The sequence below is a fragment of the Xanthomonas arboricola pv. populi genome, from assembly GCF_002939945.1.
In the GTDB taxonomy this organism is placed as follows: Bacteria; Pseudomonadota; Gammaproteobacteria; order Xanthomonadales; family Xanthomonadaceae; genus Xanthomonas; species Xanthomonas arboricola_A.
Genome location: NZ_MDEB01000002.1, coordinates 110,383 through 137,075, shown reverse-complemented (window position 1 = coordinate 137,075; position 26,693 = coordinate 110,383). Strand labels below are relative to the sequence as shown.

The window sequence follows — 26,693 nt, the reverse complement described above, 5'->3', positions numbered from 1 at the left end:
CGCGAAGTCCTTATTGTGCCAACCGGAAGGCGGTGATATCGCCATCGGTGTTTTGTACCAACAGAATGCCATCCACGACGATCGGCTGCGCCAGCAGCGTGTCGCGTCCAGCGCGAGCGCGCGCGGCCAGTGCACCGTCGCTGAGTTTCAGCCAGTGCAGGTAGCCCTTGTAATCGCCGACCACGGCGTAATCGCCCTGGATGGCCACACCGGTCAGGGAGCGACGTGCCAGCGCGGCCTGCGACCACATCGCAGCACCGCTGCTCTTGTCCAGGCCCCATACCGAGCCGGCGTTGTCGGAGACCACCACCACGGCCGACGACACGCCAACGCCACCGGGGCCGCCGTGATCGCGCGTCCACAGCGGACGGCCGCTCGGGCCTTCCAGTGCGAGGGTTTCGTTCTTGAAGCTGGTCGCATACAGCGTGGTGCCGTCCAGCACCGGTGCCCCGTCCACATCGGACATGCGCTCCAGCTCGGTGCGGCCTTCCGGCACGCCGATCGCCTGTTCCCACAACGGGCGACCGTCCTGCAGCGCCAGGGCGCTCAAGGTGCCGCTGTCGTTACCGACGAACACCACGCCGGGCCCGGTCACGATCGGCGCATTGCCGCGCACCGACAGGGTCGGGCCTTCTTCGGCATGGAACCAGCGACGCTCGCCGGTGGCCGCGTCGAAGGCGCTGACGCGACCATCGTTGCTGCGCACCAACACCAGGTTCTGCGCAATGGCCGGTGCGGCGATGACTTCGTTCGGCACCTTGGCACGCCACTTTTCGGTGCCATCGGCCTGGTTCAATGCAATGACGTCGCCAGACAGCGTACCGATCACCACCAGGCCTTCGCCGACGCCGGGGCCACCGGACAGGCGCTGCTTGAACTTGCGATCGTTACGCTCTTCCTTCTTGGGCTTGTATTCCCACACACGCTTGCCGGTCTGCAGATCCAGTGCCTGCACGCCACCGGTGATCGCCGAGGCGTACACCTTGCCGTCGGCCACCGCCGGACGCTGACGCACGCCAATATGGCCTTCGCCCTTGCCCACGCCGGTGGACCAGATCTTGTCGACCTTGACCGACGGCTCGAACTTGACCAGTTCGGCAGGTTCCTGCGCCTTCTTGGCAGCAGCATCCTTCCCGGCAAACCAGCCCTTGACGGTGCTGCAACCCACCAGCGACACGCCCATCAGGGCGATCAATGCAATGCGCTTGTACATATCAACCTGCTTCATTAAATCGGCTCCGCCGAATCGGGCACTTTGCCGCCCACATCCATCAGCTTGGTTTCCAGCAAACGGCGCTGCGGCGAGGCCACGTCCACCGTGGTCAGGGCCTTGGCGTAGAGCGCACGCGCTTCATCCGGCTTGCCCTGGACGACCAGTGCGTCGGCGCGGATCTCCAGGCTGGTGTGGTCCTGCGCATCGGCCAGAAGCTTGATCGCTTCGTCCGGCTTGCCGCTTTCGGTCAGCACGCGCGCCAGGCGCTGCTGCACGATCTGCTTGAGTTCGCCTTCGGCAGGCACGTCGCGCAACGTCTTGATCGCTTCGGCATGCTTGCCGGCATCCGCCTGGGCCTTGGCCAGACGCAGTGCAGCCAGCTCGGCGTAGACACCGCCCTTGCCGTCATCGAGCGCCACGATGTCCTTGGCCGCCTTGTCCAGATTCTTGCCCTGGATGGACTTGACCACCGCCTCGTAACGGGTATTGGCTTCCACCGATTGGGTGGCGGTGTGCTTCTGCCACCACTGCCAGCCCAGAATCAGGGCCAGGCCCAGCACGACGCCGCCTACCAGCCCTGCGCCATTCTTTCTCAACCAGGAACGAACGCGTTCGCCTTGTTCGTGTTCGTCCAGCAGATCGTCGATCGCCATGCGTACTCTCGCTCCGTCATCCCGGAGGCGCGGAACATCAATAGGGAAAAATGAAAAACCGCAGTCCGCTTCACTCGGAAGCAGGTACCACGGAGCCGTCGGAGGATACCGCAAAACGGGCAACGTTAGCGCGCTGGAACGGTTTCACATCGACGATACTGCCGCCTTGCTGAACCTCTACCGCCGACGCATTACCCAGCACGACCCGGCCCACCTGCCCCGGCGAATAGCTGCGACGCTCGCCGGCACGCACCAGTGCTTTTTCGACCGCACTGCCATCCGGTGCCAGAATCTGCACCCAGCTGTCCCCGCCGAAACTCAACGACAGACTGCCGCCACCGGCAGCCGGCGCTGCAGGCGTCTCGACCTCACGCGTGGCCCGCGGCACCGGCGTCATCGACGCGATGTACGGGGCCGGTTGCTCGCGCGGCGCGCTGCTCGGCTGCGTTGCAATGTTGGCCGGGGTGCCGGTCTTGGGCGCTTCCGGCGTGCTGTCCAGCGACACCGTACTGGGCGCCCTGCCATCCAGATGCGAGCGGGTCGCGTACCACACCGGCACCGCGAACACGCCGGTGATCACCACATACATCGCCTTGCGCGCCGTACTTTCCAGGATCCGCCGCGCCCGCGGCGTATGCGTGTGACTGACCAGCTTGACCGGTTCGATCGGCGCAATGGCCGCCTGCTGCAGCAGCGGCTCCAGGTCTACATGCAGCAAGCGCGCATAGCTGCGCAATTGACCGCGCACGAAAACCGGGGCCCCCAGGCGTTGCCACTCTTCCTGTTCCAGCGAGCGCACCACATGCGCCGGCATGCGCAGCTTGCCGGCGACCTCGTCCACGCTCAGGCCTGCCGCTTCGCGCGCGTCGCGCAAATGCTGTCCGCAGCCCTTTTCCTGCTCGAAAGGGTTCGGATTGGAATCACTGATCACAATGCATTGGCCCCGGGGTTAGCGGTCGCTGCGTCAGGAAATTCCTTGACCAACCGCTGTTGGTAACGGCTGGCAGCTACCTTGTCGCCTAGCCCTTGCTCAATCTGAATGGCGAGTTGTAACACGGAAGCGGTTGCCGGTGCAGCCGCAAGCCGCCGTTCGATAAACGCGCGCGCTTCGAAATAGCTGCGACCGGTCGCCTGGGAACGCGCCATCGACTCGAGCGCATACGGATTCCGCGGATCCAGTTCCAGGGCTTTACGCAAGTCACCGGCAGCACGCTGGGGCTGCCCCGCCTTGAGCGCGCAGCCACCCGCGTTACCCAACGCAGAGGCTGGCGATGCGTAGTTCCTGTCGGTCAGGGCACGATCGAACCAGATCAGCGATTCGGCCGGCGAGCCGTTCGCGCACAACCATGCGCCGTAATTGTTCAAGACATCGCCGCGCTGCGGGGCAAGTTCCGCAGCACGGCGGTATGACGCACCGGAGCCGGCAACATCGCCCTTGGCGCCCTGAATCAGCGCCAGTAGACCAATGGCATCCACCGATTGGGGATCTTTCTTCAAGGCTGCACGGACCTGCTCTTCGGCGGCGGCGTAGTCGCCTGTCTGCAGCCGGTTATTGGCCAGGCCGAGCTTCTCCTGCACTGCCAGACGATTCTTTGTCGCCGTGCTGTCGCGGAACGAATGCACCTGCGCGACCTCCTCCACCGTCTGGACCGAGCCCGCCTTGGCATTGCGACCACCGCAGCCGACCGCACTCAGTGCGATCGCCACGGCCGCCATGACTGCAAGATCACGCTGCCGCATCTCGACCGGCCTGTCCTTCCAGGGTGCGCAGGAAATCCGCCTGACGACGGGTGCGGTCCATGACCTGCCCCTTGAGCTGTCCGCAGGCGGCGTCGATATCGTCGCCGCGGGTACGGCGGACCATCGTCAGCACTTGCGCGTCGAGCAGAATCTTCTGGAAGGCGCGGATCTCCGTCTCTCCGGAGCGCTCGTAACGCGTGCCCGGGAACGGATTGAACGGGATCAGGTTGACCTTGCCGGCGTCCTTGGACTGCACCGCGTTGTCGAACTGACGCATCAACCTGGCCAGCTGACGCGCATGCTCGGGCTGGTCGTTGATGCCCTTCATCAAGGTGTATTCGAAGGTGACAGAATCGCGCTTCTTGCTGCCGCGCAGATAGCGCGCGCAGGATTCCATCAGCTCTGCGATCGGGTATTTCTTGTTCAACGGCACCAGGCTTTCGCGCAGCGCGTCGTTGGCCGCATGCAGCGAGACCGCCAGCGAGACATCGCTTTCGATGGAGAGCCGGTCGATCATCGGCACCAGGCCCGAGGTCGACAGCGTCACCCGCTTGCTGGCCAGGCCGTAGCCCAGATCGTCGCGCATCACGCTCATCGCGCGCACGACGTTGTCGAAATTCATCAGCGGCTCGCCCATGCCCATCATCACCACATTGGTGAGGCGGCGCTGCTGGTGCGGCACGTTGCCCAGATGGCGCGCCGCGACCCATACCTGGCCGACGATCTCGGCGGTGGTGAGGTTGCGGTTGAAGCCCTGGGTGGCGGTCGAACAGAAGGTGCAGTTCAGACCGCAGCCGACCTGCGACGAGACGCACAGCGTGCCGCGCCCCTTGTCGGGGATGTAGACGGTTTCGATCGCGTTCTTGCCGTCGGTACCCATGGCCAGCAGCCATTTGTGGGTCCCGTCGGTGGACGGCTTGTCGAACACCACATTGGGGACGAGGACCTCGGCGTGCTGGTGCAACTTCGCACGCAGGGCCTTGCCGAGGTCGGTCATCTGGTCGAAATCGGTGACGTAGCGATGGTGAATCCACTTCATCACCTGATGGGCACGGTAGCGCGCTTCGCCGAGCGTGTCGGCGAAGAAGCGCTCCAGCCCCTCGCGGTCGAGGTCGAGCAGGTTCTGCTTGCGCAGTTCCGGGGTACGGACGGGAACGTCCTGCAGCACGGAGGGGATCACGACCTCATTCACGATTCGACTCTCTCGGCCTCAGCGCGAGACCACTTCGGTGGCGGCAAAGAAATACGCGACTTCGTTGGCAGCGTTCTCGACCGAATCCGAGCCGTGGGCGGCGTTGGCATCGATCGAGTCGGCGAAGTCGGCGCGGATGGTGCCCGGCGCAGCGTCCTTGGGATTGGTCGCGCCCAGCAGGTCACGGTGTGCGGCAACGGCGTTTTCGCCTTCCAGCGCCTGGATCATCACCGGGCCGGAGATCATGAACTCGACCAGCGCGTTGAAGAACGGACGCTCGCGGTGCACGGCATAGAAGCCTTCGGCTTCGCGACGCGACAGCTGCTTGTACTTGGATGCCACGATCTTCAGGCCGGCCTTTTCGAAACGGCTGTAGATTTCGCCGATGACGTTCTTGGCAACGGCGTCGGGCTTGATGATGGACAGGGTGCGCTCCAGCGCCATGGAAAGATCTCCGTTGGGCGGGCCACTGAAGGCCCGAGATTATCATGAAAAAAACCCGCGTCAAAACGCGGGCTTAGGCTTCTTTGCGATGGTCAATTCTATCTCTTCATCGTTGCATTTGCACACCGCCCCCTGAATCGTGCTGCGTTGCCGCATGACCGGCGCAGTGTCCAGACCGTAGACTCAAACAATCGTTTGATTGAGTCCCGACCCGCGCATGCCCAAGCCTGCCCACTTCTCCACCAAAGACCGCATCCTCGGCGCGGCCGAGGAGCTGTTCGCCCAGCATGGCTTCGCCGGGACCTCGCTGCGCCAGCTGACCACCCAGGCCGACGTCAATATCGCGGCGGTCAACTACCACTTCGGTTCCAAGGAAAATCTGGTCAACGAGGTGTTCCGTCGTCGCATGGACGAAATGACTGCTGCGCGGCTGCAGCAACTGGAGGCGGCCAAAAAGTCACAGCCAGGCGAACTCACCGCGGTGCTCGCGGCTTTCGTCGAGCCAGCCCTGGCGATGGCGCAGGACCGCCAGAGCGGCGGTGCGTTCGTACGGGTGATTGCGCGCGCGTATGCAGAAAAGAACGACAACCTGCGCAAGTTCCTGTCCGACCACTACGGGCATGTGCTGCGCGAATTCGGCAAGGCCATCGCCGCCTGCGTGCCGGGCCTGAGCAAGGAGGAGCTGTACTGGCGCCTGGATTTCCTCGCTGGCGCGCTCACCTATGCCATGGCCGATTTCGGCCTCATCAAGCGGCCGGCCGGGGTCAGCGAGGCCGACCATCGCGCGCGCGCCGCACGCGAACTGATTCGTTTTGCAGAACCCGGTTTCCGTACCCATTCCACACCGTAGTCGCTCACACCAAAGGCTCATCGCTATGTCCAATCCGTTGCTAGTCCGTCGTGCTGCCGTGCTCGGTGCCGGCGTCATGGGCGCGCAGATCGCCGCGCACCTCACCAACGCCGGTGTCGATACCGTGCTGTTCGACCTGCCCCCCAAGGACGGTCCTGCCGACGGCATCGTGCTCAAGGCCATCGCAAACCTCGGCAAGCTCAGCCCCGCCCCGCTCGCCAGCAAGGCCCTGGCCGAGGCGATCACGCCGGCCAATTACGAAAGCGGTCTGGAGCAGCTGCGCGATTGCGACCTGATCATCGAAGCGATCGCCGAGCGGATGGACTGGAAGCAGGACCTGTACAAGAAGATCGCCCCGTTCGTGGCCGAGCATGCGGTGCTGGCGTCCAACACCTCCGGCCTGGGCATCAACAAGCTTTCCGACGTGCTGCCCGAGCAATTGCGCCATCGCTTCTGCGGCGTGCACTTCTTCAATCCGCCGCGTTACATGCACCTGGCCGAGCTGATTCCGGCCAAGGGCACCGACAAGGCCGTGCTGGAAGGACTGGAAAGCTTTTTGGTCACCACGCTGGGCAAGGGCGTGGTGTATGCGAAGGACACCCCGAACTTCATCGGCAACCGCATCGGCGTGTTCTCGATCCTGGCCACCATCCACCACACCGCCGAGTTCGGTCTGGGCTTCGATGAAGTCGATGCGCTGACCGGCCCGTTGGCCGGGCGACCGAAGTCGGCGACCTACCGCACCTCGGACGTGGTCGGCCTGGACACCATGGCGCACGTGATCAAGACCATGGGCGACACCCTGCCCGACGATCCGTGGCACTCGTATTTCAAATCGCCCAAGTGGCTGGATGCGCTGATCGGCAAGGGCGCGCTCGGCCAGAAGGTCGGCGCCGGCATCTTCCGCAAGGTCGGCAAGGACATCGTGGTGCTGGACCTGGAGAAGCAGGATTACAGAACCGCCGACCGCAGCGCTGCGCCGGAAGTGGTCGAGATCCTCAAGATCAAGAACCCGGCCGAGAAGTTCGCCAAGCTGCGCGAAAGCCAGCATCCGCAGGCACAGTTCCTGTGGGCTACGTTCCGCGATCTGTTCCACTACAGCGCCTTCCATCTGGCCGATATCGCAGAGACCGCGCGCGACGTGGATCTGGCGATCCGCTGGGGCTACGGCTGGTCGCTCGGCCCGTTCGAGACCTGGCAGGCCGCCGGCTGGAAGCAGGTCGCGCAGTGGATTGCCGAAGATATCTCCCACGGCAAGAGCATGAGCAGCGCGCCGCTGCCGAACTGGGTGTTCGACGGCCGCGATGGCGTGCATGCGGCCGAAGGCTCGTACAGCCCGGCGCACGATGCCAAGCTGCCACGTTCGGCACTGCCGGTGTACAAGCGCCAGCGCTTCCCCGATCCGCTGCTGGGCGAGCAGTTCTCGCCGGGCGAGACGGTGTTCGAAAACGACGGCGTGCGTATGTGGCATGACGGCGACGACATCGCGGTGGTCAGCTTCAAGACCAAGATGAACACCGTCTCCGATCACGTGCTCAATGGTCTGCAGGAGGTCGTCGGCCGCGCCGAGAAGGACTTCGCCGGGCTGGTGATCTGGCAGCAGAAGGAGCCCTTCTCCGCCGGCGCCGATCTTGCCGGCGCGCTGGGTCTGCTGCAGGCCGGCAAGGTCGATGCGTTCGAAGCGCTGGTCGCCAACTTCCAGGCCACCAGCCAGCGCATCAAGTACGCGCAGGTGCCGGTGATTTCGGCCGTGCGCGGGCTGGCGCTGGGCGGAGGTTGCGAGTTCCAGATGCACAGCGCCAAGACCGTGGCCTCGCTGGAAAGCTACATCGGCCTGGTCGAAGCCGGCGTCGGCCTGCTGCCTGCCGGCGGCGGTCTGAAGGAAATCGCCGTGCGCGCCTCGCAGGCCGCAGGTCCGGGCGGCGATGTGTTCGCCGAACTGAAGAAGACCTTCGAAACCATCGCGATGGCCAAGGTCTCCAACTCGGCGGTCAATGCCAAGGAGCTGGGCCTGCTGCGCGCCACCGACAAGGTGGTATTCAACAGCTTCGAGGCGCTGCACATCGCCAAGGCCGAAGCGCGCGCACTGGCCGAAGGTGGCTACCGCGCCCCGCTGCCGGCACGCCGCATCCAGGTCGCCGGCGATGTCGGCATCGCCACCTTCAAAATGCTGCTGGTCAACATGCTGGAAGGCCGCTTCATCAGCGAATACGACTATGAAATCGCCACCCGCATCGCCACGGTGATGTGCGGCGGCGAAATCGATCGCGGCGCGCTGGTCGACGAAGAATGGCTGCTCAAGCTGGAGCGCAAGCACTTTGTCGAACTGGCCCAGCAGGAAAAGACCCAGGCGCGGATTGGGCACATGCTCAAGACGGGTAAGCCGTTGAGGAACTGAGAATCGGGAGTGGGGAATCGGGAATGGGTAAAAGCCCAACCGACTCCCCGCTTCTCCCCATTATTCTGCCGGGCGATGAAGATGGCGAACTCAGGCGAATCCGCACTTGCGATTCCCGATTCCCCATTCTCCATTCCCGGCTATCGGAGATAGCCAAATGAGCAAGCAGATTCAAGAAGCCTACATCGTCGCCGCCACGCGTACGCCGGTCGGCAAGGCGCCCAAAGGCGTGTTCCGCAATACCCGTCCCGACGACATGCTGGCGCATGTATTGCGCGCGGTGGTGGCGCAGGCGCCAGGCATCGATCTGTCGCGGATCGACGATGCCATCATCGGCTGCGCGATGCCCGAGGGCGAGCAAGGCATGAACGTGGCGCGCATCGGCGTGCTGCTCGCCGGCCTGCCCAATACCGTGGCCGGCCAGACCATCAATCGTTTCTGTTCGTCGGGCATCCAGGCCGTGGCGATGGCGGCCGACCAGATCCGTCTGGGCAATGCCGACCTGATGCTGGCCGGCGGTACCGAGTCGATGTCCATGGTGCCGATGATGGGCAACAAGGTCGCCATGTCGCCGAACGTCTTTGCCGACGACCATGTCGCGATCGCCTACGGCATGGGCATCACCGCCGAGAAGGTCGCCGAGGAATGGAAGGTCTCGCGCGAGGATCAGGATGCATTTGCACTGGCCTCGCATCAGAAGGCCATCGCCGCGATCGCCGCAGGTGAATTCCGCGACGAGATCACCCCGTACGAAATCCTGTCGCATCAGCCCGACCTGGCCGGCAATGTCATCGCGCTACGCAAGCGGCTGGTCGATACCGACGAAGGTCCGCGCCCGGATAGCTCGCTCGAAGGCCTGGCCAAACTGCGCCCGGTGTTCCGCAACGGCCAGTTCGGCGGCAGCGTCACCGCCGGCAACTCCTCGCAGATGAGCGACGGCGCCGGTGCGGTGTTGCTGGCCTCCGAGCAGGCGATCAAGGATTACGGCCTGACCCCGCTGGCGCGCTTTGTCAGCTTCTCGGTGGCCGGCGTGCGTCCGGAAGTGATGGGTATCGGCCCGATCGCGGCGATTCCCAAGGCGCTCAAGCAGGCCGGCCTGAGCAAGGACCAGATCGACTGGATCGAGCTCAATGAAGCCTTCGCCGCGCAGGCACTGGCGGTGATCCGCGACAGCGAACTGGATCCGTCCAAGGTCAACCCGCTCGGCGGTGCCATCGCCCTGGGCCACCCGCTGGGCGCCACCGGTGCGATCCGTGCCGCCACCCTGGTGCACGGCCTGCGCCGTCGCCAGCAGAAGTACGGCATGGTCACCATGTGCATCGGCACCGGCATGGGTGCGGCCGGCATCATCGAAGCGCTGTAAGTCACGGATCGTGAGATCGGCTGCCAAGCCGATCTCGCAACGCTGACGCGGCTGTCAGTCAACCAAGGCGTGCGCAAGCACGCCTTCTTTATGCGCCAGTGCGGGCGGTCGTCAGCGGATGCAAGCGACACCATGCATCGGTTGCGCGCCCGATAGGCACGCCGGCCGAGCGTCGCATTTGAGCAGGGCTCCTGATCGGCGCATTGACCGCCGCCCGGCGGCATCTGCGGCAAGAACGCCCAAAACGTGCCAGCCGTTCGATAGCCAGCGTGTCGCGCACGCAATGCCAACGCATCCCGGTCTTCGCTTCACTCTCGCGAGCGCACTGCAGACCCAGGCCTAGCGCGCCACCAGCCATTGACCGGTACGCGCACCCAAGAACACCAGCGCCAGCCCCGCCACCAGCGTGATGGCCAGATACACCCCGATCATCGCGGAACGATCGCTGCGTGCGAACACCAGGCATTCCATCATCAGCGACGAGAAGGTGGTCAGCCCGCCGATCACGCCGACGATCAACAAGGCCCGCAGCGGCCAGCTCGACGGCCCGCGCGCATCCAGCCAGACCAGCAGCACGCCGGCGACGAACGAGCCGAGCAGATTCACCGCCAGCGTGCCCCACGGAAACCCATTACCGAAGCGCTGCAGCAACGAGGCGCCGATGGCAAAGCGCAGGCCGGAACCCAATGCACCGCCGGTCATCGCCAGCAGCAATTGCTGCCACCACACCGGTGCGTTCATGCGCGCACTCCGCAGGCGGCCGAAGGGGTTTTCAACGGGGTGTCGCGCATGGTCGGCATCATCCAGTTCCCGGGCAAGAAACGATGCCGGGGCACAGACCTGCCGCCCCGGCGTGGGTGGGCAGGCATCATCAGCGCGCAGACTGCGTGCGGTTCAAGGAGGAATGCCATCTCCTGCGCGGCCGATTATGCCGTGGGCTTGGCGCCCTTGTCAGCCCGCGCCTGTTCGCGCGCGGCGCGCAGACGGTCGAGTTTTTCCTTGAGCTTGATCTCCAGCCCGCGCGGCACCGGCTTGTAATAGACCCGCTCGCCCATCGCATCCGGAAAGCCGGTCTGGTCCAGCGCGATCCCGCCTTCGGCATCGTGGTCGTATTGATAGTCCTGCCCGTAGCCCAGCGTCTTCATCAGCTTGGTCGGCGCGTTGCGCAGATGCAGCGGCACCTCCTGCGTACCGGTGGCGCGCACCTCGGCCTTGGCCTGGTTGAAGGCGGCATAGCCGGCGTTGGACTTGGCGGTGCTGGCCAGATACAGCACCAGTTGCGCGAACGCCAACTCGCCTTCCGGGCTGCCCAGACGTTCGTAGATATCCCAGGCTTCCAGCGCCATGCTCTGCGCGCGCGGATCGGCCAGACCGATGTCCTCGATCGCCATGCGGGTCAGCCGCCGCGCCAGATACGCCGGGTCGCAGCCGCCGTCGAGCATGCGCGTGAGCCAGTACAGCGCGGCATCGGGATTGGAACTGCGCACCGATTTGTGCAGCGCCGAGATCTGGTCGTAGAACTGCTCGCCGTTCTTGTCGAACCGCCGCGTACGGTCGGCCAGCACCTGCAGCAGCGTCTGCGGGGTGATCTCGCCACCCTCGCCGCTCGCCAGTTCTGCGGCGATCTCCAGCAGCGTCAATGCGCGGCGCACATCGCCATCGGCAGCGCTGGCAATTTCCAGTAGCGATGTATCGCTGACCTGGATGGTCTCCTGCCCCAGCCCGCGCTCTGGATCGTGCAGCGCACGTTGCAAGGCCTCGACGATGTCCTGCGGCGAAACGCCCTCCAGCACGTGCACGCGACAGCGCGACAACAATGCGGAATTCAATTCGAACGAGGGATTTTCGGTCGTCGCACCGACGAACAGGATCGTGCCGCGCTCGATATGCGGCAGGAACGCATCCTGCTGGGCCTTGTTGAAGCGGTGCACCTCATCGACGAACAACACCGTGCGGCGCCCGCTGGCAAAGCGCTGTGCGGCCTCGGCCAGGACCTGGCGCACTTCAGGCAAGCCCGACAACACTGCCGAGATCGCCTTGAATTCGGCGTCGGCGTAATGCGCCAGCAGGAGCGCCAGGGTGGTCTTGCCGCAGCCGGGCGGCCCCCACAGGATCATCGAATGCACGCGTCCGGATTCCACCGCGCGCCGCAATGCGCTGTCGGGTGCCAGCAGACGCTTCTGCCCCACCATCTCGTCGAGGGTGCGCGGACGCATGCGCTCGGCCAGCGGGCGCAGATGCTCGCCGTCTACGCTGAGCAGATCGGCTTCGGGAGCGATGGGGAGCTTGGTTCGTGCCACGCGGCATTGTATCGCGTCAGCCAACAAGCTTCTGCGAACAAGGCCGTTGGCTGCGCGGATGCTGCAAGCAACGGCTTATTGCGCGTCGCCGACCACGTCCACCTCCTTGCCCGGCGTGTAGCGGAAGGTGTCGGCCGCGAATGCCGGATTGCGCTTCCAGCCACTGAAGCTGATCGCGGTGCGCTGGCCGACCGCATCCACCACTTCCATCTTGGCCAGGCCATCCTTGCCGAACCCCAGCGAGGCCATCTGAAAACTGGCCTCGGTGTCGACCTTGGGCGTCAGCGAGAGCCACTGCAGTCCGTCACGTGGCGCCGCTTCTTCGCTGACGTCGTATTGCTTGTCCAGGCGCGCCGGGTCGATCAACGCCACCAAGGGGCTGTTCTGTTCTTCGCTGCCCTGCGCGCGCACGGTGACCTGCTCCAGGTCCGGGTCGAACACCCACACCTTCTTGCCGTCGGCCACAATCAGTTGCTTGTAGGGCTTGGCGTACTCCCAACGGAACTGGCGCGGTGCCGACAACGCCACCCGCCCGCTCGCGCGTTCCTTGACCCGGCCATTGGCATCGGAAACCTGCTGGCTGAACTGCCCGTCCAGGCCTTTCAGGCCGCGCGTGAACGTGTCCAGCTCCTGACGCGCGCCGGCAAACGCGGTGCCGGCAAACAGGGCGGTGGCGAGAACGGCATAACGGAGCTGGCGATGCATCGCGGTGTTCCAGAAAGGGAATGCGGGGAATTCTGATACTTCATAGATGAATGGGCGAGCGCTATTGCGCGACGCGTTCAGATCGCAGCCGCGGCCAGTCAGTCCATCTCACTGCGCCGTCTGCACTTTGGACAGATCGCCATACACGATCTGCCCGCGAAAGCCGCGCCGCACCTGCTGATAAAGCTCGCGAAACGCGCGGTAATCCTGCGACTGACACAGCGCCTGCGGCCCACGCACTGCCGCACGTTGCAACCGATGCACCGCCGTCACCGTCTGGCCCTGCCGCGTCCACTCGACCGCGTACTCGCCAGCGGCATTGCGAAAGCGGCTGCTGCGCGGGATCGCGATGATCGGCACCGTCGCGGGGAAGCTCACCACATAGGTCTCTTCGCGCACGCTGTCGTTGCAGTAGAACGGGGTCAGATTGTCTTCGGCCGAGGTGGTCGTGTAGATGCCACGGGTGGATTCGGCACCGGGCATGTCGGGCAAGGTCATGCCACCGACCACCGAAAAATCCACCGCATCGGCGGCCTGGAACGTGTAGCGATAATTGAACGGCGCATCCAGGTCCAGCGGGTCGCCCTGGATCAACAGATCACCGCTGCCATCGAAACCGGACTGCGCAATGATCGACTCCTCGATGCGATTGCGGTTCTGCGCATTGAGCTGCACGAACATCGCCCGTAAGCCCACTTCGCCGGTCTGCCCGCTATCGAGCGTGGTCAGACCGTGCAGCCCACCCTGGGGGGTAAAGCGATACTCGGTACGCGCGACGTAGCGGTTGACCTTGCGGTCGTTGGGCGGGGTATGCGTGACCTTGCCGTCCAGCGTATGCACCACCGGCGCCCCGAGGTCGCTGGCCGGTAACTGGCCGAAGCGCGCGTAGGGGTTGGTCGAATCCACATACAGATCGAACGCCGGGATGTAGGTGATGGCGTGATTGAAGCGGCCGAGCACCGGAATCGGCGGCAGCGTCGGCCCGCCCTCGGCACCGATCAGCACTGGTGTGCTGGCGATGCCCTTGGCCGCCAGCAGCGCTTCCAGGATCACGGTGTGGTCCTTGCAGTCGCCGTAGTGGTTGGCCAGGATGCTGCCGGCACTGTTGGGCTCCAGCCCGCCATTGCCTAGGTACACCGCCACGTAGCGGATATTGCGCGCCACCCATGCGTACAACGCAGCGGCCTGCGCACGTGGCTCGTCGATGCCGCGGGTGATGTCGTCGGCTAGCGACTGGATCGTCGGCGTCACCGCCGCGGCGCGGCCGCCCTTGACGTGATAGGCCAGGCCCATCTGCGACCAACTGTCGAAGGTGCTGGCCATCAGGGTGGGGCTGAATTCCCAGGTCGCTGCGCTCCAGTTCTGGTTCTTCATCGGCGTGGTGCGCTGATAGCGCCACTCCCAGCGCGCCTGATCGCCACGCACCACCGGCTTGGTTCCACCCTGCAGCCCGCGCACCGACAAATGCATCGGCAATGCTTTTGGCGCTACCAGCGTGACCACCGCATCGTCGTATTGCGCGAACACGCTGAAGGTCTCCCAAAGACTGAAATAACCTGGGAAGTACGGGGTGTTCTGCGCACGCCTTACGCGATAGACGATGCGCGCGCCCGGCGCCAGATTCGGAAACACCACCACCTTGACCTTGCGGTCGGCATACATCGCCGCCGCCGCACTGGAATAGCTTTCCTGGGTATAGATCTTGTCGGGCGCCACGTCCTGGCGCAGCCCTTCGGCGGTGACGGTGTAGGCCTGTAGCACCTCCAGGGTTTCCATCTTCTCGCTGTAGCTCAACCGCACCTGGCTGAACTGCTCCACTGCCGATTTGGTCTTGAGCAGGATCTCGTACGCGTCGGTTTCCACGCTGCTGGCGTCGGCACGCACTTCATAGTCGGCGCGATAGCGCACGAAGCTGTAGTTGGTGTCGGCCTGCGCGCGCGCCGCAGCGGCAGCAGGCGCGGCCTGTTGCTGGGTCTGGGCCAGCAACGGCGATGAAATCAGCAACAGGAGCAGGAGCAGCAACACGGAACGACGCAACATGGCCTTGAATCGCGGCGGGCCGGAGCGGCCCTTGTGCAACAGGGTAGCCGGTGTGCGCGGCAGCGTCAGGCACCGGCCTCCAACATCGCCGCATCCCTGCGCATGCGGGCACGCGCAGCGGTGCCGGCCGCCGATTACTTGGGCGGCGGCGGCGCCAGCACGGTGCGGTCGCCATTGTGCTCGGGCTGGCTGACCACGCCCGCCGCTTCCATCGCTTCGATCAGCCGTGCGGCACGGTTGTAGCCGATCTTCAAGCGCCGCTGCACGCCGGAGATCGAGGCGCGCCGGGTTTCGGTGACGATGCGCAAGGCCTCGTCGTACAGGGGGTCGGACTCGTCGCCGCCACCGCCGCTGCTCTCGGGCAAGCCGGTCGCGCCGATCACGGTGCCATCGCCCATGGTCTGCACTTCATCCAGCACGCCTTCGACGTAGGACACCGGCCCGCTGGCCTTCAGATGCTCGACCACGCGATGCACTTCCTCGTCGCTGACGAAGGCGCCATGCACGCGGTCCGGCAACGCCGTGCCCGGCGGCAGATACAGCATGTCGCCGTTGCCCAGCAGCGCTTCGGCGCCGGACTGATCCAGGATGGTGCGCGAGTCGATCTTGGAGCTGACCTGGAACGCCACGCGGGTCGGAATATTGGCCTTGATCAAGCCGGTGATCACGTCCACCGACGGCCGCTGCGTGGCCAGGATCAGGTGGATGCCGGCCGCGCGCGCCTTCTGCGCCAGGCGCGCGATCAGCTCCTCGACCTTCTTGCCGACGATCATCATCATGTCGGCGAATTCGTCGATGAAGATCACGATGAACGGCAGCGTCTCCAGCGGCCGCGGTGCCTCGCCCAGTTCGGGATTGGGCTTGAACAGCGGGTCCATCATCGGCTGGCCGGCGTCGATGGCATCCTTGATCTTCTTGTTGAAGCCGGCCAGGTTGCGCACGCCCACCGCGCTCATCAGCTTGTAGCGGCGTTCCATTTCGGCCACGCACCAACGCAGGCCGTTGGCGGCCTCTTTCATGTCGGTGACCACCGGCGCCAGCAGATGCGGGATGCCCTGATAGACGCTCAGTTCGAGCATCTTCGGGTCGATCATCAGCATCCGCAGTTCCTTGTGCGAAGCCTTGAACAACAGGCTCAGCACCATCGCGTTGACCGCCACCGACTTGCCCGAGCCGGTGGTACCGGCCACCAGCAAATGCGGCATGCGCGCCAGATCGGCCACGGTCGGGCGCCCGGCGATGTCCTTGCCCAGGGCCAGCGTCAACGGGCTGGCCGACTTGTCGTATTCCTTGGAGCGCAGCAGTTCGGACAGGAAGATCATCTCGCGGGTGACGTTGGGGATCTCCAGACCCACTACCGACTTGCCCGGAATCACGTCGACCACGCGCACCGACTTGACCGACAGCCCACGCGCGATGTCCTTGTCCAGCGAGCTGATCTGGCTGACCTTGATGCCCGGCGCCGGCTCGATCTCGAAACGGGTGATCACCGGGCCCGGATAGGCGCCGACCACCTGCGCCTCGATGCGAAAGTCCTTGAGCTTGAACTCGATCTGCCGCGACAGCGTCTCCAGCGTTTCCTCCGAGTACCCCTTGGCTTGCGGCTTGGGGTCGTCCAGCAGGGCCAGCGGCGGCAGGTCGGAGCCGTCGGTGCTCACGCCCTGGAACATCGGGATCTGGGTATCGCGCTTGGCGCGCTCGCTCTTCTCCACCACCGGTGCCGGCGGCGGCTCGATCTTGACCGGCTCGCGCTTGGCCTGCTTGACCGCATCGACCTTGCGCACTTCTTCGCGCTCTTCGCGCATCACGCGGGTCTGCTGCCACTCGGTGGCCTGATGGGTCTTGCGCTGCATCAGCGGCCCCAACGCCAGCACCCCGGTACCGATGCGCTCCATCACCGCAAACCAGGAAAGGCCGGTGGCCAAAGTGATCGATACCAGCAGCAGCACCAGCACGAACAGGTTGGCACCCAGCGCCCCGAAACCGGCGCTCAGCGAATTGCTCACCAACCGCCCCAGGATCCCGCCGGCGCCGGCTACATCGCCGGTGAACAGGCGCAGATGCAGGAAGCCGGTGGAGGCGATCAGGAAGCCGACCATGCCGACCAGGCGCAATGCCGGCCCCAGATCGGCCTCGGCCTGCCCTTCCTTGTCCATGCCGAACAAGGCGATCCAGGCCACCGCACCCAGCACCACCGGCAGCAGGAAGGCCACATAACCGAACAACTGCAGCAGCACGTCGGCCGTCCAGGCGCCGACGCGGCCGCCCATGTTGTGCACCGGCGCGACCACGCTGCCGGTCTGCGACCAGCCCGGATCGACGCTCGAATAAGTGAACAGACTGGCCAGCAGATACAACAGCAGCGGCGCCACCGCGATCAATGCCAGATCGCGCCAGAGCTTTTGCCGACGCGGATTGTCCGCCACCGCCGTCTTGCGCGAGGGCGTCTTGCCCTCAGCGGGCTTGCTGCGTTCGGGAACCTGCTTTGCCACCTGTAGCCAGACCTTAGAAAAATGCTGTTAGTGGTTGATAATAAACGACTGAGGCCACGGTTTCAGCTGTTGCATGCGCATTGCCTGCCTGGGCCTGCGGTGGTCAACAAAAAACGCCGCACGGGGCGGCGTCGATTACGCGTACTGGGTGGACCATGCCATCTGCGGTTCAAGCAGTTCCATCGCGCCGCCTTGATTCACCGGGTGTGGACCGCCACTCTATGCCGCCACAGGGGCGCGAATTCACTCGCCTGCCCTGCCAATTCCTAGATCGCGAGTATACATGAGCGCCTCTTCTGCCAGTCCCGCCAAGCATTCCCGCCTGCTGATCCTGGGCTCCGGCCCGGCCGGCTGGACCGCCGCGGTCTACGCCGCCCGCGCCAATCTCAAGCCGGTGGTGATCACAGGCCTGCAGCAAGGCGGCCAGCTGATGACCACCACCGAAGTCGACAACTGGCCGGGCGACCCCCACGGCCTGATGGGCCCGGACCTGATGAGCCGCATGCAGGCGCATGCCGAGCGCTTCGAGACCGAGGTGATCTTCGATCACATCCACACTGCCGACCTGTCGCAGCACCCGTTCCGGCTGACCGGCGACGGTGCCGAATACACCTGCGACGCACTGATCATCTCCACCGGCGCCACCGCCAAGTACCTGGGCATCCCCAGCGAGGAAGCCTTCAAGGGCCGTGGCGTGTCCGCCTGCGCCACCTGCGACGGCTTCTTCTACAAGGACCAGGACGTGGTCGTGGTCGGTGGCGGCAATACCGCGGTCGAAGAAGCACTGTACCTGTCCAACATCGCCCGCAAGGTCTACCTGGTGCATCGCCGCGATACGCTGCGCGCCGAAAAGATCATGCAGGACAAGCTGTTCGCCAAGGTCGCCGCCGGCAAGATCGAAACCGTCTGGCACCACGCCATCGATGAAGTGCTGGGCAACGATGCCGGCGTCACCGGCGTGCGGGTCAAGTCCACCCTCGACGGCAGCACCCGCGAGATCGTCGCGCACGGCTTCTTCGTTGCCATCGGCCATCACCCGAACACGCAATTGTTCGACGGCCAGCTGGCGATGAACAACGGCTACCTGGAAATCCGCTCCGGCCTCAATGGGGCGGCGACCGAAACCTCGGTGGCCGGCGTGTTCGCTGCCGGCGACGTCGCCGACCAGCACTACCGCCAGGCGATCACCTCGGCCGGCTTCGGCTGCATGGCTGCGCTGGATGCCGAGCGCTATCTCGACAAGAACGCCTGAGGTGGCTGCTGACCGCCGCCCGCGCCGCGCGGGCAGCGCCGATATCGGTAGGCCGTACGCATGAGCGTCACTGCCCGCTGGTGCCGCCGGCTGGACGAGCTTCCGGCCGGCGCCTGGGACGCGCTGCACGACGGCGCGCACCCGTTCATCTCTTACGCATTCCTGGAAGGCCTCGAGCAGGAGGGCTGCCTGCGCCCGGACTGGGGCTGGAACCCGCTGCACCTGACGTTGTGGGACGGCGACACGCTGGTCGCCGCCGCGCCGGGGTATCTGAAGAACAACTCGCATGGCGAGTTCGTATTCGACCACGCCTGGGCGCATGCCTACGCGCGCTATGGGCAGGAGTACTTCCCCAAGTGGCTGTGCGGGGTGCCCTACTCGCCGGTGACCGGACCGCGCCTGCTGGGCGCACCGCGCTGGCGCCCGCAGTTGCTCGCGGCGATGCGCGATCTGGTGGAGCGCAGCGGGCTGTCGTCGGCACACGTCAACTTTTATCTGACCGAGGAAGAGACGGCCTTCGATGCCGACTGGCTGGAGCGCAACGATCTGCAGTACCACTGGCATAACGCCAGCGGATGGAGCGATTTCGAAAGCTTCCTGGCGGCGATGGATCACAAACGGCGCAAAAACATCCGCCAGGAACGCGCCAAGGTGCAGCGGGCCGGCGTGCGGTTGCGCGTGGTGCATGGCGATGAAGCCAGCGACGCCGATCTGGACGCGATGTACGGCTTCTATCTCAAGACCTTCAACGAATACGGCAACTCGCCTGCGCTGACGCCGGAATTCCTGCACCACCTGGCCCGGCACCTGCCGCGTCAGCTGGTGATGTTTCTGGCCGAACTCGATGGGCAACCGATCGCGGGTGCGCTTTGCCTACGCGGTCGCGACACGCTGTACGGGCGTTACTGGGGCGGTGAAGCCCTTCCGGGCCTGCATTTCGAAACCTGCTACTACCAGGGCATCGAATACTGTCTGCGCGAGGGCCTAGCCCGCTTCGAGCCCGGCGCACAAGGCGAACACAAGATCGCGCGCGGGTTTCTGCCGACACTGGTCCGCAGCCGTCACTGGATCGCCGACCCCGGCTTTCGCGAGCCGTTGGCGCAATGGTGCGCCGACGAGCGCCAGGCGGTCGCCCGGCATGCACGCGAGCTGTCCGAGCACAGCCCGTTTCGCGACTGAGCCTGCGCGGCCGCAACGCAGGCTACATTCGCAGCTGATCGCAGGCCTGTGGCGTATCGGAGATGCCGCAGCGACGCGACCCAACCCACCCAAGAACCAACCGTCAGCCGTGTGCGAATTGCACACACAGCACCGGGCTGCTCGTGGACGCATGCGGCAAAGCGTGTCGACCACAGCCGCGGACCGTTGCGTGCCGGCGCTGGTCGTCGCCCCGGGTGCGACCTGTACGACACGCTCTACACTGCGCGCATGTCCCGCGCCCTTCCCTACCTGCTTGCGGCAGACCCAGCCGCGCCCTTCCCGCCGGCCGAACAGGCGTTGCGCGAGCCGGACGGCCTGCTCGCCATCGGCGGCGATCTGTCGCCGCAGCGCCTGCTCAATGCCTATGCCGGTGGCGTGTTCCCCTGGTTCTCGGACGGCCAGCCGATCCTGTGGTGGAGCCCGGACCCGCGCACGGTGTTTCGTACCGATGGCGTACGCCTGTCCTCACGTTTCCGGCGCCAGTTGCGCAGCAGCCGCTGGATGCTGCGCGCCGATACCGCCTTCGCACAGGTGATCGAGGCATGCGCGTCGATTCCGCGCGCCGGTCAGGACGGCACCTGGATCACCGCCGCGATGCAGCAGGCCTATCTCGAGCTGCATCGTTTGGGTCACGCGCATTCGCTGGAAGTGTTCGATGGCACGCGCTTGGTCGGCGGCATCTACGGGGTGGCGGTCGGCCAGATGTTTTTCGGCGAGAGCATGTTCAGCGCCGACAGCGGCGGCTCCAAGGTGGCGCTGGCGGCGCTGGCCGCGCATCTGCACGCCTGCGGTTGGCCGTTGCTCGACGCCCAGGTGGAAAATCCGCACCTGATGCGTCTCGGTGCGCAACGCCTGCCACGTGCAGAGTTTTTGCGGCAGGTGCGGCTGCAGGTCGGCCAGGCTGCGCCGCCGGGCAGCTGGTCCGAGCGCTACGGCGAGCGGCCTGCCAGCGCGCTCGCTGAAGTCCGCTTAACATAAAATTTGCACCGCTGGGAGATGGAGCGTAAAATGCTGTCCCTTACGGCCCTCCCGGGCCAGCCGTGATTGCACAGGATTACATGTCGAAAGACGACTCCATTGAATTCGAAGGCAGCGTCAGCGAGACGCTCCCCAACACCACGTTCCGGGTCAAGCTGGAAAACGGGCATGAGATCATCGCCCACATCTCCGGCCGCATGCGCAAGAACTACATCCGCATCCTGACCGGCGATCGGGTCAAAGTTGAGATGACTCCCTACGACCTGACCAAGGGTCGTATTACCTACCGCATGAAGTAAGCGGTTCTGGTGTGAGACGCGAGGCGGCCAATGGCCGCTTTTTGTCGTGGCTGAGGTTCGTGTATTTGGATGCCAGCAGTGGCTGGGGGTGTCAGCTTGCTACTGCCTCGCTTGTGCCGTTGCCTCTAGCGTTTGCGCCTTTAGCGTTTGCGCCTCAGTCGACACACCGCCCAAAGTTCGGAAAGCGCGCCGTCGTGCTCGTCGCGAGCTGCACCCTCCGCTCGGCCTCTACGATCACTCGGGCAACCTGTTCTGAGGACATAAAAAAACCGCTCTTTCGAGCGGTTTTTCGTTTCAGGACCGCAAGGCGGTCAATCGACCGTCGCAGGCAGCAGACGCTCCGGCTCCGGATGCGCTTCCACCACCAGCTCGCCATCCTTGACGTCGATGTTGACCCGGCCGCCTTCCACCAGCTTGCCGAACAACAGTTCGTCGGCCAGCGGACGCTTGATCTTCTCCTGGATCACCCGCGACATCGGACGCGCGCCCATCAACGGATCGAAGCCGTGCTGGGCCAGCCAGTCGCGCGCCGTCGGGGTAGCCGACAGCGAGACGTGCTTTTCCTGCAACAACATTTCCAGCTCGATGATGAACTTGTCCACCACCCGCAGGATGTGGTCGAAGCCCAGCGGCTGGAACTGCACAATCGCATCCAGGCGGTTACGGAACTCGGGCGTGAACCCGCGACGGATCGACTCCATCGCATCGGTGGAGTGATCCTGCTTGGTGAAGCCGATCGACCGCCGCGACGCCTGGGTGGCGCCGGCGTTGGTCGTCATCACCAGGATCACGTTCTTGAAGTTCGCCTCGCGCCCGTTGGTGTCGGTGAGGATGCCGCGATCCATGACCTGCAACAGGATGTTGAAAATGTCCGGATGCGCCTTCTCCACCTCGTCCAGCAGCAGCACGCAGTGCGGCGTCTTGACGATCTTTTCGGTCAGCAGACCGCCCTGATCGAAACCGACATAGCCCGGAGGCGCACCGATCAGACGGCTGATCGAATGCGCTTCCATATACTCTGACATATCGAAGCGCACCAGCTCGATCCCCAGCTGCAGCGCAAGCTGCTTGGTGACCTCGGTCTTGCCGACACCGGTGGGACCGGCGAACAGGAAATTGCCGATCGGCTTTTCCGGATTGGCCAGGCCCGAACGCGCGAGCTTGATCGAGCCAGCCAGCGTTTCAATCGCCGGGTTCTGCCCGAAGATCACCATCTTCAGATTGCGCTCCAGATGCTGCAGCACATCCTTGTCGGTCGCGCTGACCTGCTTGGCCGGAATCCGCGCCATCTTGGCGACGATGGTCTCGATCTCCTCGATATCGATCAGCTCCTTGCGCTTGCCCTCCGGTAGCAGACGCTGACGCGCACCGGCCTCATCGATCACATCGATCGCCTTGTCCGGCAGCAGGCGGTCGCCGATGTGCTTGACCGACAGGTCCACCGCCGCCTGCAGCGCGTCGTCGGCGTAGGTCACGCCATGATGCGCCTCGTACTTGGGCTTGAGGCCCTGCAGGATTTCGAAGGTCTCGCCCACGGTCGGCTCGACGATGTCGATCTTCTGGAAGCGACGTGCCAGCGCACGGTCCTTTTCGAAGATGCCGCGGTATTCCTGGAACGTGGTCGAGCCGATGCAGCGCAGCTCGCCAGACGACAGCGCCGGCTTGATCAGATTCGACGCATCCATGGTGCCGCCCGACGCCGACCCGGCACCGATGATGGTGTGGATCTCGTCGATGAACAGCACCGCATTGGGCACCTTCTTCAACGCCGCCAGCACGCCCTTGAGACGCTTTTCGAAGTCGCCGCGATATTTCGTGCCGGCCACCAACGCGCCAAGATCCAGCGAGAAGATCACCGCGTCGGCCAGCACTTCCGGCACGTCGTTGTCGACGATGCGCTTGGCCAGACCTTCGGCGATCGCGGTCTTGCCCACGCCGGCCTCGCCCACGTACAGCGGGTTGTTCTTGCGGCGGCGGCACAGCACCTGAATGGTGCGCTCGATTTCGTCGCCACGACCGACCAGTGGGTCGATCTTGCCGTTGCGGGCCTGCTCGTTGAGATTGGTGGCGAACTCGGCCAGCGCATCACCCTTGGTCTCGCCTTCCCCGCCCTCGCTCTTGGGCTCGCCATCGGAGGCGGACGGCTGCTCGCCGTCTTCACCCAACTTGGCGATGCCATGCGAGAGGTAATTGACGATATCCAGACGGGTGATGTCCTGCTGATTCAGGAAGTACACCGCATGCGAATCCTTCTCGCCGAAGATCGCAACCAGCACATTGGCGCCGGTGACTTCCTTCTTGCCCGAGGATTGCACGTGATAGACCGCACGCTGCAGCACACGCTGAAAGCCCAGCGTGGGCTGGGTGTCGCGGCCGTCGTCTTCGGCCAGGCGCGAGACAGAGGCCTCGATCGCCTGCTCCAGATCGTTGTGCAAACGCACCTGGTCAGCGCCGCAGGCCTTGAGGACGGCCTGGGCGGACGGGTTGTCCAGCAGCGAGAGCAGCAGGTGCTCGACGGTCATGAACTCATGCCGCGCCTCGCGTGCTCGCTTGTAGCACTGGCCGATGGTTTGCTCTAAGTCTTTGCTGAACATTGGTAACTCCGAACGGCTGTTGCCAACAATATGCGGCTTTTGTTGGGATTTACCACAACCCTATCGGATAGGCATGTTCAGACGGCGTTAGCATGTGATTGCGGCCACAGTGTTGCGTTGCTGGAATGATCAGCTTAGCGCCTTCAGGTCTGTTCCATCGTGCACAGCAGCGGGTGCTGGTTCATGCGCGAGAATTCGTTGACCTGAGCCACCTTGGACTCGGCGACCTCGCGGCTGTAGACCCCGCAGACGCCGCGCCCACGGGTATGGACATGCAGCATGACTTGCGTGGCCCGCTCCAGATCGAGGTTGAAAAACTGCTGCAACACCGTCACCACGAAGTCCATCGGGGTGTAGTCGTCGTTCAGCAGAAGCACCTGATAGCGCGGCGGTGGCGCCACTTCAGGCTTGCTGGCTTCGACCGTGAGGCCGTGATCGTGTTCGTGTGAGGTCTTGCGAGGCATCCGGTCATTATACGGTTCATCGCCGCACGCATTGGACGATTTACGCCGCGCCCCGCACAATTTGTCTCCGATTCCATGGCTGGCCCTTGATGACCGATTCCCTGACCGCGCCGTTGCTGGCGCCGTCGCTCACCGCCGACCTGCCCAGCTCCGTGCGCCCTGCAGGGTTGCATTACCGTCTGACCCGGCTTCAAGCCGGGCCGCTGGCCGGTACCGCGAGCGCAGCCCCGATCAGGCAGGACCCGCAGCGATGAGCGCTTCCGAACAACGCTGGCATCCGGAGGTCACCGTGGCCACCGTGGTGGTGCGCGACGGGCGCTTTCTGCAGGTGGAAGAGCGCATCGGCGGCCGGCTGGTGTTGAACCAGCCTGCCGGACATCTGGAACCGGACGAAAGCCTGCTCGACGCGGCGGTGCGCGAGACCCTCGAAGAGACCGGCTGGGACGTTCGCCCGACCCACTTCATCGGCACCTACCAATGGGTCGCCCCGAACGGCCAGTGCTTCCTGCGGTTTGCGTTTGTCGCCGAGGCCATGACCCACCATCCCGAGCGCAGTCTGGACACCGGCGTGGTGCGCGCGTTGTGGATGACGCCGGAACAATTGCGCAGCGCGACCGAGCGCCTGCGCAGCCCGTTGGTGTGGGAAGTGGTGGCCGACTATCTGGCCGGCCAGCGCCATCCATTGGCATTGGTGCGGCACGTCGCATGAGTACGCCACGTATCGTTGTCGGCGTCTCCGGTGGTGTGGATTCGTCGGTGGCGGCCTGGCGGCTGGCCCAGCAGGGCGAGTCGATCGCCGGGCTGTTCATGCAGAACTGGGCCGACGACGGCAGCGGCGATTGCCGCGCCGAGGACGACCGCCGTGATGCGGTGGCGGTGTGCGGGGTGCTGGGCATCCCGTTCCACTTCCGCGATTTTTCCGGCGAATACTGGAGCGGCGTGTTCGAGCACTTCCTGGCCGAATACGCGGCCGGGCGCACGCCGAACCCGGACGTGCTGTGCAACCGCGAGGTCAAGTTCAAGCATTTTCTGGATGCGGCCCAGGCGCTGGGCGCCGAGCGCATCGCCACCGGCCACTACGCGCGGGTGGCGCACAGTGGCGGGTGCTGGCGCCTGCTGCGTGGCGCCGACCGCGGCAAGGACCAGAGCTATTTTCTGCATCAGCTTGGGCAGACGCAGCTGGCCGCGACGCTGTTTCCGATCGGCGACCTGGAAAAAAGCACGCTGCGCCGGATCGCCCAGGATGCCGGTCTGCCGACCCATGCCAAGAAGGATTCCACCGGCATCTGCTTCATCGGCGAGCGCGATTTCCGCGAGTTTCTGGGCCGTTACCTGCCCGCGCGCACCGGCGAGATCCGCGACCCGCAGGGGCAGCGCATCGCCGAGCATCCGGGGGTGTTCTATTTCACCCTGGGTCAGCGCGAAGGCCTGAACATCGGTGGCGTACGTGGACGTGCCGCCGCGCCGTGGTACGTGGTCGGCAAGGATGTGGCGAGCAACGTGCTGTATGTGGACCAGGACCGCGACAGCCCGCTGCTGCAATCACGCTGGCTGCAGTCCGAGCAGGCCCACTGGGTGACCGGAGCGCCACCGGCGCGCAGCTTCGGCTGCACCGCACAGACGCGCTACCGGCAGCCTGACGAACCATGCACGGTGAACGTGCAGGACGATGGCAGCGTGCAGGTGCATTTCGAGCGGCCGCAGCGGGCGGTGACACCCGGACAGTCGCTGGTGTTGTACGACGGCGAGGAATGCCTGGGTGGCGCGGTCATTGCCGCCACCGATGCGCCGCTGGAACGCCAACTGGCGGGATCTTCTTTTTCACCTGAGGTAGTGGCTTGATGAGTTCTTCCATGGATCACCGCGTGCTGGCGCTTGCCGGCGTCGCCCAGGCCCTGCAACAGGTGCGGCGGATCGCCGAGACCGGGCATTCGGAGGCTGCGACGGTGCGTACCGCCATGGACAGCGTGTTCCGGGTGGATGCGGCCTCGCCAGAAGCCGTGTACGGCTCGGCAGCGGATGTGGCGCCGGGCCTGCGGCTGCTGCACAACTATTTCCACAATCAGGGCCAGGACGAGGTCCTGCCGCGGCTGGCGCTGGCGGTGCTGCAGCTGGAGCGCCGCTTCGTGCGCGACACTGCCACCGTCGCCACGGTCTCCAATGGCATCGAGGCGGCGGCGCGTCAGGCACACAGCCTGGGCGACAGCGGCCATCCGGACGTGTTGAGTTCGCTGGGCGGGCTGTATGCGCAGACCATCAGCCACCTGCGCCCCAAGGTCATGGTGCAGGGCAATCCGCATTACCTGGGTCAGGCCGGCGTAGTGGCGGAAATCCGCGCGCTATTGCTGGCCGCCGTCCGCTCTGCCGTGTTGTGGCGGCAGATGGGTGGCAGCCTGTGGGATTTCCTGTTCGCCAAGCGCGCAATGATGGAGGCGGTAGACCGCGCGCTGCGCTAAACCACTGCAAAAACCGGTGTGCCACGCGCGCGGTCGGTCGCTGGCGCGTGTCAACATCGG

24 protein-coding genes and 1 riboswitch are annotated in these 26,693 nt (G+C 64.9%); of the genes, 11 read left to right on the top strand and 13 right to left on the bottom strand.

What is annotated here, in order from left to right; all coding sequences use genetic code 11:
- Window positions 1-10 precede the first annotated feature (10 nt).
- From bamB to ndk, 6 genes are all read right to left on the bottom strand, one after another.
- Entirely contained in the window at window positions 11-1,228 is a 1,218-nt protein-coding gene (gene bamB / locus XaplCFBP3123_RS06950) for an outer membrane protein assembly factor BamB (RefSeq protein WP_104533409.1), read from the bottom strand.
- Window positions 1,228-1,866, bottom strand: coding sequence for a YfgM family protein (locus XaplCFBP3123_RS06945; protein ID WP_104533408.1), 639 nt, complete (start codon window positions 1,864-1,866; stop codon window positions 1,228-1,230). Before XaplCFBP3123_RS06945 ends, bamB begins: the two co-directional genes overlap by 1 nt.
- Window positions 1,867-1,936: 70 nt before the next feature.
- Window positions 1,937-2,797, bottom strand: a complete 861-nt coding sequence (locus tag XaplCFBP3123_RS06940; protein WP_104533407.1) for a helix-turn-helix domain-containing protein — start codon at window positions 2,795-2,797, stop codon at window positions 1,937-1,939.
- The gene (gene pilW / locus XaplCFBP3123_RS06935) at window positions 2,794-3,582 is read right to left on the bottom strand and encodes a type IV pilus biogenesis/stability protein PilW (protein ID WP_104533789.1); all 789 of its coding nucleotides are present in this window, start codon (window positions 3,580-3,582) and stop codon (window positions 2,794-2,796) included. The genes XaplCFBP3123_RS06940 and pilW overlap by 4 nt, the downstream gene beginning before the upstream one ends.
- A 10-nt stretch (window positions 3,583-3,592) precedes the next feature.
- Window positions 3,593-4,798 (bottom strand): 23S rRNA (adenine(2503)-C(2))-methyltransferase RlmN, encoded by a 1,206-nt coding sequence (rlmN, locus tag XaplCFBP3123_RS06930; RefSeq protein ID WP_104533406.1) that lies wholly within the window; start codon window positions 4,796-4,798, stop codon window positions 3,593-3,595.
- A gap of 18 nt (window positions 4,799-4,816) precedes the next feature.
- The gene (ndk, locus tag XaplCFBP3123_RS06925) at window positions 4,817-5,242 is read right to left on the bottom strand and encodes a nucleoside-diphosphate kinase (protein WP_024940120.1); all 426 of its coding nucleotides are present in this window, start codon (window positions 5,240-5,242) and stop codon (window positions 4,817-4,819) included.
- 217 nt (window positions 5,243-5,459) lie between these two features.
- Between ndk and XaplCFBP3123_RS06920 the strand changes: the two genes are divergently transcribed.
- The 3 genes from XaplCFBP3123_RS06920 (at window position 5,460) to XaplCFBP3123_RS06910 (ending at window position 9,853) form a co-directional block, all read left to right on the top strand.
- Window positions 5,460-6,092, top strand: coding sequence for a TetR/AcrR family transcriptional regulator (locus XaplCFBP3123_RS06920; protein WP_102252105.1), 633 nt, complete (start codon window positions 5,460-5,462; stop codon window positions 6,090-6,092).
- A gap of 25 nt (window positions 6,093-6,117) precedes the next feature.
- On the top strand, window positions 6,118-8,490 hold the full coding sequence (locus XaplCFBP3123_RS06915) for a 3-hydroxyacyl-CoA dehydrogenase/enoyl-CoA hydratase family protein (protein WP_104533405.1): 2,373 nt from the start codon (window positions 6,118-6,120) through the stop codon (window positions 8,488-8,490).
- A gap of 157 nt (window positions 8,491-8,647) precedes the next feature.
- Window positions 8,648-9,853, top strand: coding sequence for an acetyl-CoA C-acyltransferase (locus tag XaplCFBP3123_RS06910; RefSeq protein WP_104533404.1), 1,206 nt, complete (start codon window positions 8,648-8,650; stop codon window positions 9,851-9,853).
- A 339-nt stretch (window positions 9,854-10,192) separates the two neighbouring features.
- Here XaplCFBP3123_RS06910 and crcB read toward each other — a convergent pair whose 3' ends face one another.
- The 5 genes from crcB to XaplCFBP3123_RS06885 form a co-directional block, all read right to left on the bottom strand.
- Window positions 10,193-10,594, bottom strand: coding sequence for a fluoride efflux transporter CrcB (gene crcB / locus XaplCFBP3123_RS06905; RefSeq protein WP_104533403.1), 402 nt, complete (start codon window positions 10,592-10,594; stop codon window positions 10,193-10,195).
- Window positions 10,595-10,708: 114 nt separating this feature from the next.
- A riboswitch (Fluoride riboswitch) is annotated at window positions 10,709-10,777 on the bottom strand.
- Window positions 10,778-10,779: 2 nt separating this feature from the next.
- Window positions 10,780-12,069, bottom strand: coding sequence for a replication-associated recombination protein A (locus tag XaplCFBP3123_RS06900; RefSeq protein ID WP_253254174.1), 1,290 nt, complete (start codon window positions 12,067-12,069; stop codon window positions 10,780-10,782).
- A 159-nt stretch (window positions 12,070-12,228) separates the two neighbouring features.
- Window positions 12,229-12,858 carry an outer membrane lipoprotein chaperone LolA gene (lolA, locus tag XaplCFBP3123_RS06895; RefSeq protein WP_104533401.1) on the bottom strand — a complete coding sequence of 210 codons (630 nt, stop codon included), beginning with the start codon at window positions 12,856-12,858 and terminating at the stop codon, window positions 12,229-12,231.
- Between the two features lie 108 nt (window positions 12,859-12,966).
- The gene (locus XaplCFBP3123_RS06890) at window positions 12,967-14,898 is read right to left on the bottom strand and encodes a DUF3857 domain-containing transglutaminase family protein (protein ID WP_104533400.1); all 1,932 of its coding nucleotides are present in this window, start codon (window positions 14,896-14,898) and stop codon (window positions 12,967-12,969) included.
- Window positions 14,899-15,032: 134 nt separating this feature from the next.
- Window positions 15,033-17,390 (bottom strand): DNA translocase FtsK, encoded by a 2,358-nt coding sequence (locus XaplCFBP3123_RS06885; RefSeq protein WP_104533399.1) that lies wholly within the window; start codon window positions 17,388-17,390, stop codon window positions 15,033-15,035.
- A gap of 283 nt (window positions 17,391-17,673) precedes the next feature.
- Between XaplCFBP3123_RS06885 and trxB the strand changes: the two genes are divergently transcribed.
- The 4 genes from trxB (at window position 17,674) to infA (ending at window position 21,119) form a co-directional block, all read left to right on the top strand.
- Window positions 17,674-18,642, top strand: a complete 969-nt coding sequence (gene trxB / locus XaplCFBP3123_RS06880; protein ID WP_104533398.1) for a thioredoxin-disulfide reductase — start codon at window positions 17,674-17,676, stop codon at window positions 18,640-18,642.
- A gap of 60 nt (window positions 18,643-18,702) precedes the next feature.
- Window positions 18,703-19,821 carry a GNAT family N-acetyltransferase gene (locus XaplCFBP3123_RS06875; RefSeq protein ID WP_104533397.1) on the top strand — a complete coding sequence of 373 codons (1,119 nt, stop codon included), beginning with the start codon at window positions 18,703-18,705 and terminating at the stop codon, window positions 19,819-19,821.
- Between the two features lie 249 nt (window positions 19,822-20,070).
- On the top strand, window positions 20,071-20,820 hold the full coding sequence (aat, locus tag XaplCFBP3123_RS06870; protein WP_104533788.1) for a leucyl/phenylalanyl-tRNA--protein transferase: 750 nt from the start codon (window positions 20,071-20,073) through the stop codon (window positions 20,818-20,820).
- Window positions 20,821-20,900: 80 nt separating this feature from the next.
- Window positions 20,901-21,119: a translation initiation factor IF-1 gene (gene infA / locus XaplCFBP3123_RS06865; RefSeq protein ID WP_002813418.1), complete on the top strand. Its 219-nt coding sequence runs from the start codon at window positions 20,901-20,903 to the stop codon at window positions 21,117-21,119.
- 311 nt (window positions 21,120-21,430) lie between these two features.
- Here the strand turns inward: infA and clpA are convergent, their stop codons facing one another.
- Both clpA and clpS read right to left on the bottom strand, forming a co-directional pair.
- A complete protein-coding gene (gene clpA / locus XaplCFBP3123_RS06860) occupies window positions 21,431-23,713 on the bottom strand; it encodes an ATP-dependent Clp protease ATP-binding subunit ClpA (RefSeq protein WP_104533396.1) in 2,283 nt (760 codons plus the stop codon).
- A 143-nt stretch (window positions 23,714-23,856) separates the two neighbouring features.
- Complete coding sequence (gene clpS / locus XaplCFBP3123_RS06855; RefSeq protein ID WP_016901748.1) at window positions 23,857-24,177, bottom strand: ATP-dependent Clp protease adapter ClpS; 321 nt, start codon at window positions 24,175-24,177, stop codon at window positions 23,857-23,859.
- 89 nt (window positions 24,178-24,266) lie between these two features.
- Between clpS and XaplCFBP3123_RS21490 the strand changes: the two genes are divergently transcribed.
- Genes XaplCFBP3123_RS21490 through hflD form a run of 4 tightly spaced genes read left to right on the top strand, consistent with a single transcriptional unit; the run spans window position 24,267 to window position 26,633 of the window.
- Complete coding sequence (locus XaplCFBP3123_RS21490; RefSeq protein ID WP_172453137.1) at window positions 24,267-24,431, top strand: hypothetical protein; 165 nt, start codon at window positions 24,267-24,269, stop codon at window positions 24,429-24,431.
- Window positions 24,428-24,886 (top strand): NUDIX hydrolase, encoded by a 459-nt coding sequence (locus XaplCFBP3123_RS06850; protein ID WP_104533395.1) that lies wholly within the window; start codon window positions 24,428-24,430, stop codon window positions 24,884-24,886. The genes XaplCFBP3123_RS21490 and XaplCFBP3123_RS06850 overlap by 4 nt, the downstream gene beginning before the upstream one ends.
- Entirely contained in the window at window positions 24,883-26,019 is a 1,137-nt protein-coding gene (gene mnmA, locus XaplCFBP3123_RS06845; protein WP_104533394.1) for a tRNA 2-thiouridine(34) synthase MnmA, read from the top strand. Before XaplCFBP3123_RS06850 ends, mnmA begins: the two co-directional genes overlap by 4 nt.
- Complete coding sequence (gene hflD, locus XaplCFBP3123_RS06840; protein ID WP_104533393.1) at window positions 26,019-26,633, top strand: high frequency lysogenization protein HflD; 615 nt, start codon at window positions 26,019-26,021, stop codon at window positions 26,631-26,633. Before mnmA ends, hflD begins: the two co-directional genes overlap by 1 nt.
- The last annotated feature ends 60 nt before the right edge of the window (window positions 26,634-26,693 follow it).

Coding starts and splice junctions, on each gene's coding strand:
- bamB (WP_104533409.1), bottom strand. CDS start 1,228: ATGAAGCAGGTTGATATGTACAAGCGCATTGCATTGATCGCCCTGATG.
- XaplCFBP3123_RS06945 (WP_104533408.1), bottom strand. CDS start 1,866: ATGGCGATCGACGATCTGCTGGACGAACACGAACAAGGCGAACGCGTT.
- pilW (WP_104533789.1), bottom strand. CDS start 3,582: ATGGCGGCCGTGGCGATCGCACTGAGTGCGGTCGGCTGCGGTGGTCGC.
- ndk (WP_024940120.1), bottom strand. CDS start 5,242: ATGGCGCTGGAGCGCACCCTGTCCATCATCAAGCCCGACGCCGTTGCC.
- XaplCFBP3123_RS06920 (WP_102252105.1), top strand. CDS start 5,460: ATGCCCAAGCCTGCCCACTTCTCCACCAAAGACCGCATCCTCGGCGCG.
- XaplCFBP3123_RS06915 (WP_104533405.1), top strand. CDS start 6,118: ATGTCCAATCCGTTGCTAGTCCGTCGTGCTGCCGTGCTCGGTGCCGGC.
- XaplCFBP3123_RS06910 (WP_104533404.1), top strand. CDS start 8,648: ATGAGCAAGCAGATTCAAGAAGCCTACATCGTCGCCGCCACGCGTACG.
- crcB (WP_104533403.1), bottom strand. CDS start 10,594: ATGAACGCACCGGTGTGGTGGCAGCAATTGCTGCTGGCGATGACCGGC.
- XaplCFBP3123_RS06900 (WP_253254174.1), bottom strand. CDS start 12,069: ATGCGTCCGCGCACCCTCGACGAGATGGTGGGGCAGAAGCGTCTGCTG.
- lolA (WP_104533401.1), bottom strand. CDS start 12,858: ATGCATCGCCAGCTCCGTTATGCCGTTCTCGCCACCGCCCTGTTTGCC.
- XaplCFBP3123_RS06890 (WP_104533400.1), bottom strand. CDS start 14,898: ATGTTGCGTCGTTCCGTGTTGCTGCTCCTGCTCCTGTTGCTGATTTCA.
- trxB (WP_104533398.1), top strand. CDS start 17,674: ATGAGCGCCTCTTCTGCCAGTCCCGCCAAGCATTCCCGCCTGCTGATC.
- XaplCFBP3123_RS06875 (WP_104533397.1), top strand. CDS start 18,703: ATGAGCGTCACTGCCCGCTGGTGCCGCCGGCTGGACGAGCTTCCGGCC.
- aat (WP_104533788.1), top strand. CDS start 20,071: ATGTCCCGCGCCCTTCCCTACCTGCTTGCGGCAGACCCAGCCGCGCCC.
- infA (WP_002813418.1), top strand. CDS start 20,901: ATGTCGAAAGACGACTCCATTGAATTCGAAGGCAGCGTCAGCGAGACG.
- clpA (WP_104533396.1), bottom strand. CDS start 23,713: ATGTTCAGCAAAGACTTAGAGCAAACCATCGGCCAGTGCTACAAGCGA.
- clpS (WP_016901748.1), bottom strand. CDS start 24,177: ATGCCTCGCAAGACCTCACACGAACACGATCACGGCCTCACGGTCGAA.
- XaplCFBP3123_RS21490 (WP_172453137.1), top strand. CDS start 24,267: ATGACCGATTCCCTGACCGCGCCGTTGCTGGCGCCGTCGCTCACCGCC.
- XaplCFBP3123_RS06850 (WP_104533395.1), top strand. CDS start 24,428: ATGAGCGCTTCCGAACAACGCTGGCATCCGGAGGTCACCGTGGCCACC.
- mnmA (WP_104533394.1), top strand. CDS start 24,883: ATGAGTACGCCACGTATCGTTGTCGGCGTCTCCGGTGGTGTGGATTCG.
- hflD (WP_104533393.1), top strand. CDS start 26,019: ATGAGTTCTTCCATGGATCACCGCGTGCTGGCGCTTGCCGGCGTCGCC.